The sequence below is a fragment of the Microbacterium aurum genome (genome assembly GCF_016907815.1).
Taxonomy (GTDB): Bacteria; Actinomycetota; Actinomycetes; order Actinomycetales; family Microbacteriaceae; genus Microbacterium; species Microbacterium aurum.
On sequence record NZ_JAFBCQ010000001.1, the window covers coordinates 821,406 to 840,585 of the forward strand.

General features: G+C 70.4%; 6 protein-coding genes and 1 pseudogene. 4 read left to right on the forward strand and 3 right to left on the reverse strand.

Annotation, left to right across the window (positions count from 1 at the left end):
• Positions 1-13: 13 nt before the first annotated feature.
• Positions 14-3,685 (reverse strand): choice-of-anchor I family protein, encoded by a 3,672-nt coding sequence (locus JOD60_RS04150; RefSeq protein WP_076688815.1) that lies wholly within the window; start codon positions 3,683-3,685, stop codon positions 14-16.
• Positions 3,686-3,887: 202 nt separating this feature from the next.
• On the opposite strand from JOD60_RS04150, the pseudogene pulA reads away from it, so the two are divergent.
• A pseudogene (pulA, locus tag JOD60_RS17365) lies at positions 3,888-9,621 on the forward strand (pullulanase-type alpha-1,6-glucosidase); the annotation flags it as partial.
• A 707-nt stretch (positions 9,622-10,328) separates the two neighbouring features.
• Positions 10,329-11,483, forward strand: coding sequence for an acyl-CoA dehydrogenase family protein (locus tag JOD60_RS04160; RefSeq protein WP_076688822.1), 1,155 nt, complete (start codon positions 10,329-10,331; stop codon positions 11,481-11,483).
• Between the two features lie 10 nt (positions 11,484-11,493).
• On the opposite strand, the gene JOD60_RS04165 is transcribed toward JOD60_RS04160, so the two are convergent.
• Together JOD60_RS04165 and JOD60_RS04170 are read right to left on the reverse strand one after the other, a co-directional pair.
• The gene (locus JOD60_RS04165; RefSeq protein WP_232321686.1) at positions 11,494-14,622 is read right to left on the reverse strand and encodes a type I restriction endonuclease subunit R; all 3,129 of its coding nucleotides are present in this window, start codon (positions 14,620-14,622) and stop codon (positions 11,494-11,496) included.
• A gap of 321 nt (positions 14,623-14,943) precedes the next feature.
• Entirely contained in the window at positions 14,944-16,251 is a 1,308-nt protein-coding gene (locus JOD60_RS04170) for an HNH endonuclease signature motif containing protein (RefSeq protein ID WP_076688824.1), read from the reverse strand.
• A gap of 153 nt (positions 16,252-16,404) precedes the next feature.
• Here JOD60_RS04170 and JOD60_RS04175 point away from each other — a divergent pair, with 153 nt between their 5' ends.
• Together JOD60_RS04175 and istA are read left to right on the forward strand one after the other, a co-directional pair.
• On the forward strand, positions 16,405-17,238 hold the full coding sequence (locus tag JOD60_RS04175) for an Ltp family lipoprotein (protein ID WP_076688826.1): 834 nt from the start codon (positions 16,405-16,407) through the stop codon (positions 17,236-17,238).
• Between the two features lie 368 nt (positions 17,239-17,606).
• Positions 17,607-19,178, forward strand: a complete 1,572-nt coding sequence (istA, locus tag JOD60_RS04180) for an IS21 family transposase (RefSeq protein ID WP_232321687.1) — start codon at positions 17,607-17,609, stop codon at positions 19,176-19,178.
• The last annotated feature ends 2 nt before the right edge of the window (positions 19,179-19,180 follow it).

Consider the following 19,180-nt stretch of genomic DNA (forward strand, 5'->3'; position numbering starts at 1 on the left):
GTAGCGTCGCGGTTCAGGCCGCGGCGTCGGCGCGCCGGCGCCGCACCGCGAGCACGCCGAGCGCCAAGGCGACCGCGGCGAGCACCGTCACGAATCCGATCGGGAACGTGCCGCCGGTCGCGGCGAGGGTGCCGTCGGCCAGGACCGTCACCGCGAGGCGCACCTCCCCGGTGCCCGACGTGAGCACGAGCGTGTGCGCGCCGGGGGTGAGGTTCGTCGGCACGGTGACCGTGAACGAGACCCGTCCGTCGGTCCCCGCGGCGGGGATGCCGGTGATCACGATCGGGTCGCTGAACAGCGTCGCCGCGATCTGCTGACCCGGCAGCAACCCGGCGATGTTCACCGTGAAGGCGTCTCCCTGCTCGACGCGGCCGGAGCCGTAGTCGATCGTCGCGCCCTCGAGCGCGGCACCCAGCTCGGCGTCGGTGGGCCCGCCGGTGCCCGGCAGCTCGCCGCCGCCGGAGGCGAGGACCGCGCGACCGAGGGGCGCCGGGTCGACGACGTCGTGGGCCGCGAAGTACGCGACCGTCGCCTGCAGGTCGACCTGACCCGTGTCGGTGCGGTCGGTGCCCGCCGCGAAGGTGACGAAGTTGTCGCCGCCGGCGGCGAGGAACGAGTTCGTCACCACGGTGAAGCGGTCGGTCGCGGCGATCGCCTTGCCGTCGAGGCTCATCGACGTGATGCGTGCGCCGCGCGCGGCCGTCGGGTCGTAGGTGTACGTGAAGCCGTCGGACACGCCCAGGTGCAGCTTCGGCCGCGACGACCCGTCGGGCTGCCACTGCTCCTCGAGCACGGCCTTCAGCTGCGCCCCGGTGAGGGTGACGGTGACGAGCGTGTTCGCGAAGGGCTGCACGTTGGCCACGTCGCGGACGGTGACGGTGCCGTCGCCGACCTTGACGAGGTCGGCGCGCAGGCCGCCCGGGTTCATGAGCCCGATCTGCGCCGGGGTGCCGGCGTAGTCCTCGTTCGACGTCGCCCACAGGTACAGGTCGGCGACGAGGTTGCCGAGCGAGGACTCGACGCCGCGGTCCGATCCGTTCGTGCCGCCGCGCAGGATGTCGCCGCTGATGGTTCCGACCTCGACGGTGCCTTCGCGGTCGGCGACCTTCACAGCATCCGTCACGATCTGGGCGACGGCGGGGTCGGCGGCGAAGGCGGCCTGGCCGCCCACGACGAGGGGAACGAGCGACGGCGTGATCGACACGAGCTCCTTCGTGGCGGAGTCGACCGAGAGGTCGAGCTTGCCGAGCGTCGTGCCGTACTGGTGCGCCTGGATCACCGGGCGCTCGCCGCGGGGACCGGCGACCTCGCACGCGAACGACTGGTGCGTGTGGCCGGTGACGATCGCGTCCACCTCGGCGGACGCGCCGCGGATGAGGTCGCCGAACGCGGTGGTGTCACCGGCGACCGCCTCGCAGGAGCCCGTCGCGGGACCCTCGTGCGCCAGCACCACGATGACGTCCGCGAGGTCGCCGTCGGTGATCTTCGCCGCCGCGCGGTTCACGGCCTCGAGCTGGTCGCCGAACTCGATGCCCGCGATCCCCGTCGGGGTCACCATCGCGGCAGTCTGCTCGGTGACGGTGCCGATGAAGGCGATGCGCACACCGTCGACGGTCTCGACGCGGAACTCGTCGAGCGCCGGAGTCTTCGTGCCCTTGAGATAGACGTTCGCGCCGAGGGACAGGTGGCTGCCCCCGAGGCCCGGAGTGACGCGGTCCTTCAGATCGGCGAAGCCGGCGTCGAACTCGTGGTTTCCGACGGCGCCCACGTCGAGACCGGCAGCCTTCAGCGCCTGGATCGACGGCGTGTCCTGCTGGATGAAGGACGTGAAGGTGGATGCCCCGATGTTGTCGCCCGCCGAGACGAACAGCGTGTTCGGGTTCTGCGCCTCGAAGGCGTCGACCGCGCCGGCGAGCACGGCGGCGCCGGCCTCGCCGTTGGCGAGGTTCTGCTCGATGCGACCGTGGAAGTCGTTGATCGTCAGCACCTGGATGTCGGTGAGGCCGTCGTCGATCGCGAACAGCGTCGTCGTGCCCGACACCTCGTTCGCGACCGCGAGAAGCGGCTCGCCGGTGGTCGACTGCTCGGCGGGGATGAACGTGACGCCCTCGGCGCCGAGGTCGAGCGAGGCGCTGCTGGGCTCTTCGCCCGCGGAGAAGTCGCGGTTGTTCACGTAGGTCACGAAGGAGGATGCCGCGGGATCCGTGATGTCGTACACCATGATGCCGCCGACCCGCTCGAGCCCGACGAACGCATAGGTGCGCCCGTTCACGGCTCCGATGGCGACGTTCTCGGGCTCGGGGCCCTTCGCCGCGCTGCGGGTGTCAAAGCCGGTCTCGTCGTGGCCGGAGTTGAAGTAGTCGGGGATCGCGTCGGCGATGACCTGCTCGAATCCGTCGCCGGAGTCGAAGACCTGCTCACCGTCCGCGGTCCAGATCGAGAAGGAGCGTGCGCCGTAGCTGTACAGCTCGCTGTAGCAGTCGGCGCCGTCGGCGATGCCGAGGTCGGTCGCGATCTTCAGGCGTCCGAGAGCGGTGTCCGCCGTGAACCCGGCGAGCGGGCTGTCGGCGCACACGGCGGCCAGCGTCTTCTTTCCGAGGTCCTTCACGCGGGCCTCGTCGATGTACGAGCCCCACTCCCGGGCGTCGCCCTCGTTGGCCGTGACGAGGTAGGTCTGCCCGCTCGCCTGGTACGAGGCGACGCCGTCGGGCATGTACACGCCCTTCAGGCCCGGGTAGGTGGCGATGTCGATGGCCTCGTCGCGGTCGCTTGCGTCGAGGCCGTTGCCGGCCGCGCCGTGGTCCTTGAATCCGAGCGAGTACAGATCGGTGACGGATGCCGAGGCGAGGTCGACGACGGCGATCGCGTTCGCCTCCTGCACGGCGACGTAGGCGGTGCCGCCGTCGACGGTGATGTACTCGGGCTCGAGGTTGCGGCTCACCCGGTTCGCCTCGAGCGGGCGCTCGCCCTGGTCGGGAGCGGCGACGTCGGGTCCGAAGACCCGGACGCCGGCGGGGAGGCTCGCGCCCTCGAACGCGCCGAAGCCGGCGATGCGGACGTCGCTCTGCACGGGTGCCGTCTTGGTGGTGGGCAGCGCCACGACGCCGACCGAACCCTCGGGGTCGACCGAGAAGTCCGCGGCGGGCTCGCCCTCGTTCGCGACGACGGCGAACCGGCCGTCCTTCGAGATCGTCACCATGTCGGGGAGCGCCCCGACGGTCACGCTGCCCAGGATCGTGGCGGCATCGGCATCCGCGTCGAAGAACACGAGCCGGCCGGGCTCGGTCTTGATGGGGTTCTCGAGCGCGATGACGCCGAGGCCGTCGGCGCGGACGGCGACCGAGTTCGCGACGCCGTCGGCGGCGATGGCGAACAGCTCCGTCGGCTGCGTGGCGTCGGAGTAGTCGAGCACGGTCACCGAGCCGGCCTTCGCGTTCACGACGAACAGGCGGTCGCCGTGGGCGGCGACGATCTCGGCGGCGGAACCGCCGAACACGCCGGTGGCGTGCGTGCCGATCGGCGTCAGCGAGATGGCCGCGTCGTCGGCGGAGTGCACGACGGGGACGGCGGGTGCGTCGGCGGCGAGGGCGGCCGCGGGGGCGAACAGGGGTGTCAGGGCGAGCGTGCAGACGAGTGCGGCCGTGGTGGCGGCACCGAGTGCACGACGTCGGACAGGCGAAGGCATGAGTGTCCTCAGGTCGGGCGGGCGGGGATGCTCTCTGACTATCGGCGCGGGGTGGCGCGCGCGTGACGTTCGGGTGAACGGACGGCATCCGCCGAACCCGCATCGGGGCATTGCGCGACTGTGACCGGTCACAGTATGGTGGACCGCGACAGCCCGGGCACGTCGTCGTGCCCACGACCCCCCAGGAGCCTCCGTGTCGACGATGACCCTGTCCACTCCAGCCCGGCGACGCCTCGCCGCGCTCACGACCGCGCTGCTCGTCGGATCGGGAGCCGTCGCCGTCGTCGCGGCCCCCTCTGTCGCGGCAGACCGCACCCCGGTCCTCGTCGGCAGCCTGCAGAGTGAGATCGGATGCCCCGGGGACTGGGACCCCGCGTGCGCCGCGAGCACCCTCCAGCCCGTCGACGGCACGTCGCAGTACGCGCAGACGTTCGACGTGCCCGCCGGCACCTACGAGTACAAGGTCGCGCTGGACGGCACGTGGGACGAGAGCTACGGCGCCGACGGTGCGGCAGGCGGAGCCAACCTGCCCCTGACGATCGACGGACCCGCCAGGCTCCGCTTCGTCTACGACGACGAGAGCCACCGCATCGGGATCGAGGTCGAATCCCTGGCGTCCGGCTACACCGCCGCCGACGACGCGCTGGTCGCCGCGCCAGTGCGCCAGGCCGGCGACGGCAAGCAGTTCTACTTCGTGATGACCGACCGCTTCGCCAACGGCGACGCCGGCAACGACACCGGCGGCCTCACCGGCGACCGGCTCACGACCGGGTTCGACCCCACGTCAACCGGCTTCTACAACGGCGGCGACCTCGCCGGCCTGCAGCAGAACCTCGACTACATCGCCGGCCTCGGCACGACCGCGATCTGGCTGACGCCGAGCTTCAAGAACAAGCCCGTGCAGGGCGTCGGCGCCGACGCGAGCGCCGGCTACCACGGGTACTGGGTCACCGACTTCACGCAGATCGACCCGCACCTCGGCACCAACGACGAGCTGAAGGCGCTCATCGACGACGCGCATGACCGCGGCATCGACGTCTACTTCGACATCATCACCAACCACACCGCCGACGTCATCTCGTACGCCGAGAACCAGTACACCTACATCGACCAGGCATCCGCGCCGTACACGGATGCCGCCGGCACCCCGTTCGACCCCGCGGACTACGCCGGGACGAACACGTTCCCCGCGATGGATGCCGCGACGAGCTTCCCTTACACGCCCGTCGTCGCCGACGCCGAGAAGGACATCAAGGTGCCGGCGTGGCTCAACGACGTCACGCTGTACCACAACCGCGGCGACTCGACCTACTCGGGCGAGTCCACGACGTACGGCGATTTCTCCGGCCTCGACGACCTCATGACCGAGAACCCCGCGGTCGTCGACGGCTTCGCGCAGGTGTACCAGACGTGGATCGACCTCGGCATCGACGGGTTCCGCATCGACACCGCCAAGCACGTGAACTTCGAGTTCTGGCAGGGCTGGACGACCCAGGTGCTCGATTACGCGCACAGCAAGGGCAAGAGCGACTTCTTCATGTTCGGCGAGGTGTACGACGCCGACCCGGCGCTGCTCGCGCCCTACGTCCGCGACACCGACATGAGCTCGGTGCTCGACTTCACGTTCCAGTCGGCGGCGACGAGCTTCGCCAAGGGCGGCGACGCGACGGTGCTGCAGAAGCTTTTCGCGGGCGATGACCGCTACACCACACCGGATTCGTCGGCGACGGCGTTGCCGACGTTCCTCGGCAACCACGACATGGGCCGCATCGGCTACTTGCTGAAGAAGTCCGCCGACGCGCAGGCGCGTGACCAGCTCGCGCACGATCTGATGTTCCTCAGCCGCGGCCAGCCGGTCGTCTACTACGGCGACGAGCAGGGCTTCACGGGTGCCGACCCCGGCAACGACAAGAGCGCGCGGCAGAGCCTGTTCGCCAGCGACGTGGCCGAGTACCAGAACCAGACCCTCATCGACGGGTCGACGGCGGGGTCCGTCGATCGCTACGACACCGACGCCGTGCTCTACCGGCACATCGCCGCTCTCGCCGATCTGCGCGCGGAGCACCCCGCGCTCGTGGACGGGGCGCAGATCGAGCGGTATGCGAAAGACGGCGTCTACGCCTTCTCGCGCGTCGACGCGGCGGAGAAGGTCGAGTACCTCGTCGCGCTCAACAACACCGCCTCGGCGGCGACGGTGTCGGTGCCGACGCTGACCGCGGCGGCCACGTTCACGGGGCTGTACGGCGCGTCCGGCACCACGACGAGTGACGCGGATGCCGCGGCATCCGTCACCGTCCCGGCACTGTCGGCGGTCGTCTACCGGGCCGACCGCGCGGTGACCGCGCCGAGCGAGGCGGCGGCGCTGCAGGTCACCGTTCCCGTCGCCGGCGCGGGGGTGTCGGGCTCGGTGGGCGACCGCCGACCAGTCGTGGCGGCAGACGAGCTTCGCCTGGCGGGTTGTCGGCGGCGACGAATGGCACGCGCTGGGCACCGCCGAAGACACCACCCCGGGCGTCTACCACGACGTCGCCGGCCTGGCCGACGGGACGCTGATCGAGTACCGCGCGGTGTCGACGGATGCCGCCGGCCACCGCTCCGCGGCATCCACGTACGCCTCCGTCGGCAACCGGGTCACCCTCGTCGAGGAGCCCGAGCCGGAGGAGCCCGAAGAAGCGACGCCGTACGACTTCGTCAGCATCCCCGGGTCGCTCAACACCGAGATGGGCTGCGCGGGCGACTGGGCCCCCGACTGCGACCAGGCGCAGATGACGCTGGTCGACGGGATCTGGCAGCTCACCGTCGACCTGCCGGCCGGCGACTACGAGTACAAGGTCGCGACCGAGAAGAGCTGGGACGAGAACTACGGCGCGAACGGTGTGGCGAGCGGGGCGAACATCGCGCTCTCGCACGCGGGCGGACCGGTGACGTTCTGGTTCGATCCGCGCACGAAGCTCGTGCGTTCCACCGCCGACGGACCCGCCGTGACCCTCGCCGGGTCGTTCCAGTCGCAGGTCGGCTGCAGCATGGACTGGGCGCCGGGATGCCTCGCGACGCTCATGTTCGACGGCGACGGCGACGGCATTCTGGAGTACTCCACGACGAAGATCGCGACGGGCGCCTACCAGGTGAAGGTCACGCACGGTCTGACCTGGAACGAGAACTACGGCGAGGGCGGCGTGAAGGACGGCGCGAACATCGACTTCTCGGCGACGGAGGGCAAACGCGTCACGTTCCGCTACGACATCGCGACGCACGTGCTCGAGATCACGTCGGCCGACCCGCCGCTGGCGGGCACGGGACAGTCGCGCGCGCACTGGATCGACGCCGAGACGATCGTCTGGCCGGGCGAGCTGGGTGCGAGGGCGGATGCCGCGACGTGGGAGCTGTACGGGTCCGCGGCGGCCGGCCTCGCGGTGACGGACGGTGCTGTCACGGGCGGTGAGCCGATCGCGCTCACCCGGATCACCGGCGGCCTCACCGCCGCGCAACGCGAGCGGTTCCCCGCGCTGTCCGGATACGTCGCGCTGCACGTCGACGGGCAGGACCGTGACGCCGTGGCCGCGCTGCTGCGCGGGCAGGTCGCGGTCGCGCAGCGCGACGCGGGCGGTGCGCTCGTGGCGTTCACGGGTGTGCAGATCCCCGGCGTGCTCGACGACCTGTACGCCGACGCCGTCGAAGACCAGCCGCTCGGCGTCTCGTTCGACGGCGGTGCGCCCACCTTCCGGCTCTGGGCTCCCACCGCGCAGACGGCGACCCTGCTGACGTGGCCCGCCGGCGGGACCGGAGAGCCAACCCGGCACGAGGCCGCGTTCGACGCGGCATCCGGCACCTGGACGGTCGCGGGGCAGAAGAGCCTCGCCGGCGCCGAATACCTGTGGGAGGTCGTGGTCTACGCGCCGACGACGGGGAAGATCGAGACGAACGCCGTCACGGATCCGTCGTCGATCGCCCTGACGACGAACTCGACGCGCTCGGTCGCGATCGACCTCGCCGACCCTGCCTGGCAGCCCGAGCAGTGGTCCGAGACCCCGGCTCCGGTCATCGAGAACGCCGTCGATCGGGCGATCTACGAGCTGCACATCCGCGACTTCTCGATCACGGATGAGACGGTGCCCGCCGCCGAGCGTGGCACGTACCTCGCGTTCACGCGCGACAGCGCCGGTACGCAGCAGTTGACGCAGCTGGCCTCCGCCGGCATCAACACGGTGCACCTGCTGCCGTCGTTCGACATCGCGACGATCGAGGAGGACCGCGCGGCGCAGGCCGTTCCGGCGTGCGACCTCGCGTCGTACGCGCCCGACTCCGACCAGCAGCAGGCGTGCGTGGCTGCCGTCGCCGACGCGGACGGCTTCAACTGGGGCTACGACCCGTTCCACTACCAGGCGCCGGAGGGGTCGTACGCGGTGAATCCCGAGGGCGGTGCGCGCGTCAGCGAGTTCCGTTCGATGGTGGGGGCGCTGCACGGCATGGGCCTGCAGGTCGTGCTCGACGAGGTGTTCAACCACACCTCGGCCGCCGGCCAAGCCGACACCTCGGTGCTCGACCGGGTCGTGCCGGGCTACTACCAGCGGCTCGACGGCAACGGCGCGGTGCAGACCTCGACGTGCTGCCAGAACGTCGCGACCGAACACGAGGTGGCGCAGAAGCTCATGGTCGACTCCGTCGTGCTGTGGGCACGGGAGTACAAGGTCGACGGCTTCCGCTTCGACCTGATGGGTCACCACTCGAAGGAGAACCTGCTGGCCGTGCGCGCCGCGCTCGACGAGCTCACGCTCGAGAAGGACGGCGTCGACGGGAAGGCGATCTACCTGTACGGCGAGGGCTGGAACTTCGGCGAGGTCGCCGACAACGCCCTGTTCGAGCAGGCGACGCAGGGGCAGCTCGGCGGCACCGGCATCGGGACGTTCAACGACCGCCTGCGGGACGCCGTGCACGGCGGCAGCCCCGTCGACAGCGGGTCGACCTTCCGTCAGGGCTATGGCACGGGCCTCGGCACCGACCCGAACGGCGACCCGATCAACGGGACCACCGAGCAGGCGCTCGCCGATCTCGGTCACCAGGCCGACCTCGTCAAGCTGGGTCTCGCGGGCAACCTGCGCGACTTCTCGCTGACGACGGCGGACGGCTCGGTGAAGAAGGGCTCCGAGATCGACTACAACGGCCAGCCCGCCGGCTACGCCGACGAGCCGGACGAGGTCATCTCGTACGTCGATGCGCACGACAACGAGACGCTGTACGACCTGTCGGTGTTCAAGCTGCCGGTGGGGACCTCGATGGCCGACCGCGTGCGCATGAACACGCTGGAGCTCGCGACGGCCACGCTCGGCCAGAGCCCGTCGTTCTGGCACGCCGGCACCGAGCTGCTGCGGTCGAAGTCGCTCGATCGCAACAGCTACAACTCGGGTGACTGGTTCAACCGCATCGACTGGACCGGTGAGGAGTCGACCTTCGGGTCGGGGCTGCCGATGTCGGCCGACAACTCGGCCAAGTGGAGCGTCATGGCCCCGCTGCTGGCCAACCCCGCGCTGAAGCCGACCGCGGCAGACATCGCCGCGGCCGAGGGTCAGGCGCTGGACCTGCTGCGCGTGCGCTCGGAGGTCGGGCTGCTGCAGCTCGGCTCGGCGGAGCGGATCTCCGAGAAGGTCAGCTTCCCGAACAGCGGCACCGGCGCGACGCCGGGCGTCATCGTGATGGCGATCGACGACGTCGTGGGCGCGGACGCCGACCCCGCTCTGGACGGCGCGCTCGTCGTGTTCAATGCGTCGCCGACCGCGACGACCCAGCAGGTGGGCGCGTTCGCCGGGCGCGACTTCGCGCTGACTGCGGCGCAGGCCGGTGGCACCGACGCGGTCGTGAAGACGACGACGTGGGATGCCGAGACGGGTACCGTCACGGTGCCCGCGCGCACGGTCGCGGTACTCGTGGACGCGCAGTCCACGACGCCGGGCGGCGGCGACGGCGACGGTGACGGCGACGGCGGCGGCGAGGGGGCTGGCGACGGGGGCGCGTGGGCGACGATCGACGTCGGCGACGGCCGGGTCGAGCAGGGCGGCTCACTGCACGTGCGGGTGAGCGGCCTCGAGGCCGGTCAGCGCATCTCCGCGACGCTGCACAGCGACCCGATCGTGGTGAGCGGCATCCCCGCCGCCGGAGCGGACGGGACGGTCGCGTTCGACGTCGCGATCCCGGCGGACTTCGCCCTCGGCGCGCACACCCTCGTGATCGCGTCGGTCGGGGAGGACCCGCTCACCGCCGCCGTCGAGGTGCTGCCGGCGGGCGCCCTCGCGAGCACCGGAGCCGAGCCGCCGTACGGGTTCGTGCTGGTGATGCTGGCGATGATCGCCGCCGGTGTGATCATGGCCGCCCGCCGGCGGCGGACTGCCGCGGCGGGCGTCGACTCCGCGAGCTGACACCGGCATCCCGCCGGGCACCGAGACCCCGCCTGGACGCCGAGACCCCGTGTTGGGACGCGGGGTCTCGGCGCGTGGGCGGGGTCTCGCGTGGGATGGGTCGGCGCGTGGGCGGGGTCTCGCGTCGGATGGGGTGGGGCCTCGCCGTGCGCGGGTGTGACGACGTAGACTGAGCAATGTGCCCTACCGGGCGCGGACGAAGATGTCTATCTGTCTCACAAGGACGTGACTACATGAGCATGACCGCTGCCCCGGCGACGCTTTCGGCAGAAGAACGCGACGCCATCCTCGATGCCGTTCGGGAGTTCGCCGACACCCGCCTTGCGCCGCACGCGCTGGAGTGGGACCGCGACAAGCACTTCCCGCTCGACGCGCTCTCCGCCGCCGGAGAGCTGGGGCTCGGCGGGATCTCCGTGCGCGACGACGTCGGCGGCGCCGGCCTGCGGCGAGAGGATGCCGCGGCCATCTTCGAAGTTCTCGCGATGGGCGACCCGACGATCGCCGCCTACATCTCGATCCACAACATGGTCGCGTGGATGATCGACACGTTCGGCACCGACGACCAGCGGCGGCGCTGGCTGCCGAACCTCGTGGCGATGACCGAGCTCGGCTCGTACTGCCTCACCGAGCCGGGTGCCGGGTCGGATGCCGCGGCGATCACGACCAGCGCCATTCCCGACGGCGACGAATACGTCCTGACCGGCGTCAAGCAGTTCATCTCGGGTGCGGGCGCCGCGGCGGTCTATGTCGTCATGGCCCGCACGGGGGCGCCCGGCGCGAAGGGCATCACGGCCTTCCTCGTCCCGGCGGATTCCGCGGGTCTCAGCTTCGGGCCGAACGAGCACAAGATGGGCTGGAACGCGCAGCCCACCCGACAGGTGATCCTCGACGAGGTGCGCGTCCCGGCATCCGCCGTTCTGGGGGAGGTCGGGGCCGGCTTCCGCATCGCGATGAAGGGTCTCAACGGCGGGCGCGTGAACATCGCGGCGTGCTCGATCGGGGGTGCGCAGTGGGCGCTGGACCGTGCGGTGCGGTACGTGCACGAGCGGTTCACCTTCGGCGAGGCGCTCGTCGAGCGGCAGACGGTCGTGTTCGCGCTCGCCGACATGGCGACGCAGCTGCAGGCGGCGCGCGCTCTCGTGCAGGGCGCCGCGCGCGCGATCGACGAGGGCGCGCCGGACGTGGCGGTGCAGTGCGCGATGGCCAAGCGGTTCGCGACGGATGCCGGGTTCGAGGTCGCCAATCAGGCGCTGCAGCTGCACGGCGGGTACGGATACCTGCAGGAGTACGGCATCGAGAAGGTGGTGCGCGACCTGCGCGTGCACCAGATCCTCGAGGGGACGAACGAGATCATGCGGGTGGTCATCGGCCGCGGCGTGCTGGGCTGAGCCTCGCGGGTCAAGCGCTGACCGTGTCCGTGCTGATCGGGTCTGCGCTGGCGTCTACCCGGCGGAGGCGCGTGATCAGCTCGCTGACCTGTGCGTCGGTGAAGATCTCGTCCGGCCCCTGCGGTGCGAGCCCGTCGAACGGGTCTTCGTAGAGGCGCCGCGGGTCGAGATGGCCGGCGATCGTGAGCTGCTGGATGACGAGATCGACGAACGCGTGCTGACGGTGGGTGAAACCCGGGGCGGCGACGAAATCGGCGAGCGTCTCCTCGACGGCCGACCGCTCCATGCCGACGATCGAGCGGATGAGGCGTCCGAGCCCGCCGGCTCCGCTCGCTTCGTCGTGGAGCTGATCGGGGTCGACGCCGCCAGCCGAGGTGAGAGCGCGTTCGAGCTCGGCGAGATCGACGGTCGTGAGCGGCCGCCCGGTACGCAGCCGGTGCAGCGCCACGTCGGAGCGGCCAGCCAGGAATCCCAGCATCTTGTCGCGGAAGGCACGCCGGTTGAGGCCCGGCACGACCCGGGTGAGGGTGAGTTCGCGGGCGTCGGCGAGGGCGTCGTCGAAGTCGGTGTAGACGATGACCTGCTGCTCGCGGCCGACGAGACGCACGAGCTCGCGCAGCCGCAGGCGCAGCTGCTCCAGAGTCACCGCGTCGACGCCCTCCCACCATGCGGGGTCGGCGGCAGCATCCAGCAGTGCCGCGTGGGCAGCGACAGCGGGGATGCTCCGCTGGTCGGCGAGTGCGCGCACGATGCCGAGCAGGCGGGAGAGGATGCCGGCGCGCACCGGTTCGCCTTCGGCCACGGCGACCTGGGCGGTGAGGACGAGCGCGTCGAAGCGTCGGGCGGCTTCGTCGGCATCCTGCTCCGCCGCGCTGGGGAGCCCGGCCAGCTCCGCCGCCGCCGTGAGATGCTCGGGCCCGAAGGCCGTCCAGGCGTCGAGGCCGGCGAACCGCTCGACAGCACGCAGGTGCCGGCGGACGATGAAGTTGTCGCGGTTCATACCGACGATCGCGCCGTGCAGGCGGGCGGCGAGTCCGGAGCGCAGCGCGGTGACCGCCGGGTCGTCGGCGGACCGCAGGAGGGCGAGCAGACGCGTGCGCAGGAGGAACGCCCGCTCCGACAGTGAGCGCGCCGTCGTCGCCGACGCCTCGGGAAGCTCCTCGTTGAAGAAGTCGATGTTGCCGCAGACGTCGAAGATGACGAAGTCGGCCTTGTCGTCGCCGGGACCGTAGAGGCCGGGCCGCAGCCGCGTGCCGCGCCCGACCATCTGCCAGAACTTCGTGGCGGAGTTCACCGGCTTGAAGAAGACGAGATTGACGACGTCGGGGATGTCGATGCCGGTGTCGAGCATGTCGACGGAGATCGCGATGTCGGGCGCGGAGCCGGGCGTGGCGAAGGCATCGATGAGCGTCTGCGCGTACGGCCCCGAGTTGTGGGTGATCACGCGGGCGAGTGTGCCGCGCTGCTCCGGGTAATGGGCGTCGATGCGCGACTCGATGTAGTCGGCGTGGTGCTGGTTCTTGGCGAAGATGATCGTCTTGCCGAGCCGGTCGCCGCCGCCGACCCTTCGGCCCTCGGTGAAGAGCACCTCGAGCACTTTGTCGACGGTGTCCTCGTTGAACAGCCAGCGGTTCATGGCTGCCGCGTCGATGGCATCGGGAATCTCGCCGTCCTGCCACTCCAGCTCGTCCCACCGCTCCCGTTCCGCGTCGCTCAGATCGGCGTAGCGGATGCCGCGTGTCATGAACCCGAGGTCGATCGGGCGCGCGACCGGAGGGACGAGGTATCCGCCGGCGATCGCATCGTCGAGCTCGAACGCGTCGGTGGGAACGCCGTCGTCGAGATGGAAGAGGCGATAGGTGTTGTGGTCGACGTCCGCGCGCGGGGTCGCGGTGAGACCGACGACGAGGGCATCGAAGTAGTCGAAGATCTCGCCGTATCGGTTGTAGATCGAGCGGTGCGCTTCGTCCACGATGATGAGGTCGAAGAAGCCCGGTCCGAAGCGGCGGCCGTCGTCGCCGGCGTCGATCAGGCCCATCACGGTCTGATAGGTCGAGACGAAGACGCGGCCGTCGCCGCCGCGGTCAGTGACGAGGTTGACGGGCGCGCTGTCAGGCAGATGCGTCTTGAAGGCGCCGACGGCCTGGTTGACCAGGGCGGTGCGATCGGCGAGGAAGAGCACGCGCTTGACCCAGTTCGCCCGTTGCAGCACGTCGACCAGGGCGATGACCGTGCGCGTCTTGCCGGTGCCGGTCGCCATGACGAGCAGGGCGCGGCGTCGCTGGTGCTCGAACGCCTCGGTCACGGCGCGGATCGCGCGCAGCTGATAGGGCCGCTCGACGATCGTCCGGTCGATGGCGGCGGTGGCCAGGGGCCCCAGCGATGCGCGCCGCTGGATCGCGAGAGCGAGCTGGTCCTTCGTCATGAAGCCCGACACGGGGCGCGGGGGATAGCGACGGTCGTCCCAGAGCCACGTCTCGTACCCGTTGGTGTAGTAGATCAGCGGCCGCTGCCCGTGATCTCGCTCGAGCGCGTCGGCGTAGACCTCGGCCTGCAGTCGGCCCTCTTTCGCGCTCTTGGTCGTGCGCTTCGCCTCCACGACCGCGAGCGGGCGGCCGTCATCGCCCCACAGGACGTAGTCGATCCTTCCGGTGCCGGATGCAGTGGGGATGCCGGTGACCGGCCACTCGCGATCGTCCGGGTTCTCGAGCAGCCAGCCGGCTTCGCGCAGCTGCAGGTCGATGAGGTCGCGCCGCGTCTCGGCCTCGGTCGCGAGGGTGGGGTCGGGAATCCCTCGCTCGGCGTTCGCCGTGTCGTTCGCGGACTTCGCCGCGGCGGCATCGGCCTGCAGGGCTACCAGCTGCTCGCGGAGTGTCGCGCTGGTCTCGCGCTCGGCGGCGAGCGCTCGCCGGGCCTCATCGAACGCCGCCTGGGTGCGTTCGAGGTCTTCCCGGGCGCGTCGGACCACGGTCGCAGGGGCGGGCGGCACCAGAGCGAAGTCGAAGGGCGCCGACGGGGGAAGGTCGGGGTCGCCGTATCGGTGATCGAGCCAGCGACAGATGGTGTGCAGCTGTTCGAGAGCGCCGCGCGCGGCCGAGCGGCATGTCGTCGCCGCGATGAACCGCGTCGTTGCCGACACGTCGGACGATGCGCAGGCTGCCGTCCACGTTCGCACCGACGGCCTGGCGGAACGCCGGCTGCGATGTGAGGTTCGCGAACGAATCGTCGTACGGCCGGGAAAGGGACTCGGCGGCGTAGATCCACTCGGTGAACATCTCGCCGGCCCGCCGGGTGTAGGTGGCCGAGGCGCGGGGGTCGCTCCGCAGGTACGACTCAGCGCGGGATGCCGCCTCCCAGACGGTCGGCCAGCGATCCCGGACGAAGTCGAAGTTCCCCACGAACGGCTCCCGGCGGCAGGCGCGGCCCTGCCCTCGGCTCATGCTAGCGAACGGCTCCGACGTCAGAAGGGTGCATCGCTGGCGGATGCCGGCATGAAGGCGACGGGTGGTGCGGGGGCGTCTTCGCGGTAGATCCGTCCGGTGGGCGAGGTCCATTCCAGGATCCCACCCGACAGTTGTCGGACTTTCCAGGGTGTGAACTGCTTCATCGAGTGATGTCGTTGGCAGAGGTGGGCGAGGTTCCATAGGGCGGTGGGGCCGCCTTTGGCGGCGTCGATGGTGTGGTCGATTTCGCAGCGGATGGCGGCGCGCCGGCATCCGGGCCATCGGCAGTGCTGGTCGCGGGCTTGGAGGAAGCGGCGTTGGGGCCAGGGCGTGCGGTAGCGGTCGACGGCGAGGACGGTGCCGTCGACGGGTTCGGTGAGTATGCGCGCCCAGGTGGGGGTGTTCGCGGCGAGGCAGCGTGCCGTGTCGGCGTCGATGGGGGAGCGCCCGACGAGGTCGGCGGGGCCGTCGTCGGCACCGAGGAGGGTGAGCGCGGGGACGATCACCTGCACCTGCGCGCGGATGGTGCCGAGGGTTCCGGGGGCGTCGCCGGTCGCGGTCGGGTCCAGGGCGGGGGCACCGGCGAGCAGGAGGTCGGCGAACACGTCGGCGCGGACCTCGTCGATGCTGCGGCGGTCGCGGTCAGCCGCGTCGAGATCGGTGTTCTCGCGTGCGTCGATGATGGTCTGCGCCTGCTGGGTGAGCCGATCCAGGATGCCGTCGCCGATGACGGTGGGGACGTCCGCGATGACCGTGGATATGCCGTGTCGCCCCGGGATGAGCCGAACCTTGCGGCCGTTCGCGGCTTCGCGGTGGCGTTCGGTGAACGATCGTTCCGCGGTGCGTTCGGCGAGGATCTCGAGCCCGGGCCGGACGCGGTTCGGGGTGTCGTGGAGGCACCGCTGGATCGCTTCGGCTTCGTACTCGCCGCGGCGCTGGACGGGTACGACCGAGCCGGCGTCGACGATCGCGCGCACGTGTGCACGGGTGATGCGGCCGGATTCCCAGGCGGTAAGGGCGGCGGGGTAACCCTCGACGATCTCGCGCGCCTCGCCGATCCGGGTCTGCATGGTGCGGTCGGTGACCCGGGCCACACCGCCGAGCTCGGCGGCGATCGACCGGAGCGCCATGTCGTGCACCCGCACGGTGTCGCGGGCGCCCGATGCCTGCTTCTCGGCAAGCTGCCCCGCACGCGCCAACGCCCTCATCTCCGCGACCTGCGCGACCGCCAGTTGCGCCTGCACCGACTCGACGTCCGCGACGATCTCAGCGAGCACGGCGACATCGCCGTCACTGCTCGGCACCGATGCGAACTCGTCTTCCATACCTCCCATTGTGACGAGGGGTTCCGACATCGGCGGAGCCGTTCGCCGGCCCCGATCACGGCGATGTCGGAGGTCTGGTGTGTCCTGTTCTACTGGCCATCGGCCGGTGGCGCACACCTGGGGTGTGCGCCCCTCACGACCGAAAGGTGTGTCATGTCCGACAACAGCAACCCCTCGTCCGCACTGCCGCCCGCGGGCTGGTATCCCGATCCTCAGGGAGGCGACGCGCAGCGCTACTGGGACGGCGGGCAGTGGGCCGCGGCCGGTGCCACGCCTGGGGGGATCGCCGTCGCGGAGTCCGCCCGCCGGGTGCCGAAGTTACGCTGGTGGCAGTGGGCGCTACTCGCGCTGGGGCTCCTCGTGGTGATCGGCATCATCGCGGGAGTCGTGGGCGGTGGTCGCGGGGGCTCCGACGCGTCGGGCGACGGCGCGGCTCCCGTCGCGCAGCGAACGGATGCCGCGGAGGAGCCCGTCGAGCCGACCGAGAAGGTCATGGTGCCCGACATGGTCGGTTCGACGGTCGCCGAGGCACGCGCCATGCTCGCCGCGGCAGGTCTCACGCTCGAGGCCACGGATGCCGGCGATGACTGGGTGGTGACGTCTCAGCAGCCGAGCGCCGGGTCGCACCCGTTGGAGGGTCTGGAGCTCAGCATCACGAGCGAGGCCCCGAAGCCGGTGTACACGCTGGAGCAGCAGAATGCGCTGGAGCAGGCGCAGTCGTACCTGCAGTTCTCGTCGTTCTCTCGCCAGGGGCTCATCGATCAGCTGTCGAGCGAGTACGGCTCCGGATACCCGGTGGAGGTGGCGACGTGGGCCGCCGACACCGTGGGAGCGGACTGGAACGCGGAGGCCGTGGAGCAGGCGAAGTCGTACCTGGAGTACTCGTCCTTCTCACGGCAGGGCCTCTTCGACCAGCTCACGAGCCCGTACGGCAGCCAGTTCACGGCCGACGAGGCGAACCACGCCCTCGCGGCCGTCGGCTACTGATCGGATGCCGCTGCGTGCGGCCGGTCGTCGTTTTCGCGGCGGCCGGCCGCCAGGGGGAGGACGACCTCAGCGGTAGCTGACGGTGGTCGCGCCGACGGGTTGGGAATGCCGTCGGCCTGTGGGACGCTGGACCTGCAGATGGTCGGTGACAAGACGCCCAGGGGGTGTCTTCCGCAACGCGGGTAGCCGACCATCCGCGTGCTCACAGACCCGGGCTCTGAATTCACTGTTAAGCCGGCGCTTCGGGTAGCGCCGGTGTAACGATCCGGTAGCGTGCGTGCGGGGATACGGTAGCGTTCCGACGGCGGGTTCGAGTATGACTCTCACCGCGGCCAAGGGCTGGTCGCTGGTGGAGAGGAACGTCGGCGATGACGGACTACCGGCTTGTGATGGGCCTGCTGGTGCAGGGGTATGCGTATAGGCAGATCGAGGCGATGGCGGGGTGCTCACATCGCGCGATCGCTCGGGCCCGCCGGGTCCTCGACGAGGAGGGGTTCACGACGCGTGAGCAGGTCGATGGGCTGTCGCTCGAAGACATCGACAGACTGTTCGCTGATGGCCGCAGGAGCGTGGTCGAGGAGTTCGTCCCGGTCGACATCGAGAAGGTCGTCGCGGCCAGGTTGGGGCGGAACAAGCCGCCGTTGAAGGTGTTGTGGGCCCGGTATCTGGAGACCGATGCCCCTGCCGGCGCGCGGCTCTATGGGTATGAGCGGTTCTGCCAGATTGTCGCGGAGCACGTCCGGGTCAACGATCTGACGCTCCCGATCGCGCATGTTCCGGCGCACACGATGCAAGTCGACTGGGCGGGCACGCAGATGCACCTCACGGACCCGATCACGAGAGAGACGACGCGGGTGTCGGTGTTCGTCGCGTCGCTGCCGTTCTCCGGGATGGTGTTCGCCTATGGGTGTCTGGACGAGAAGCAGCCGGCCTGGCTGGACGCGCACCGCCGCGCGTTCGAGTACTTCGGCGGCGTCACGCAGGTGATCGTGCCGGACAATGCGTCGACCGCGTCGAACCAGATCTCCCGGACCGAGAAGGCCAGGGATGTGAACGCGGCCTATGCCGAGTTCCTGGAGCACTACCGAACGGCCGCGGTCCCAACTCGCTCATATCGGCCGCGTGACAGGGGGCATGTCGAGGCGGGGGTGAAGGTCGTCACGAACTGGGTGATCCACTACCTCGAAGGCCGGGTGTTCACGTCGCTGGACGAGTTGAACGTCGCCGTCGCCGCCCAGGTCGACGCGATCAACGATCGGACTCCGTTCCGTGGTGAGCAGCGGTCACGCCGCGACTGGTTCACCGAGCAGGAGAACGGCGAGTTGATCGCATTGCCTGCTCGTCATTGGGAGCCGGTGATCTGGCGGAAGGCGAAGGTTCACCGGGACTGGCATATCCAACTCGACACGATCAAGTACTCCGTCCCCTCCCGGTTCGCCGGGCTCAGCGTCGACGTCCGGATCATCGGGGAGCAGATCGACGTGCTCGCAGGTGGCGAGATCATCGCGACCCACCAGCAGGGGTCGCGCCGCAACGGCTACGTCACCGACCCCGAACACGCGCCCGTCCATGCCGAGTCGGTGTCGGGGCTTTGGACGCGCGGGTACTTCCTCCGGCAGGCCGCGAAGGTCGGCCCCGGCACGGTCGCTGCGCTGACCCGGTTGCTGGATGGGAAGGTGATCGAGGCGCAGGGCTACCGGTCCTGCATGAACATCCTTGACCTCGGCAAGCGGGGCAGCAGGGTGCTCCTCGAGCAAGCCTGCAAGGGGCTGGTCGACGAGGACCCGCACCGGCAGATCACCTACACCGCCGTCAAGAACCGCATCGCCGCGCTCCGCGCCGGAGTCGACGCCCGCCCCACCGTCAGCGGCGAGATGGGGATCGTCACCGCGTCGCCGGCGGGCGTCCGCGCGCCGGGGGGTATCAGATGGTCTGTGTAAGG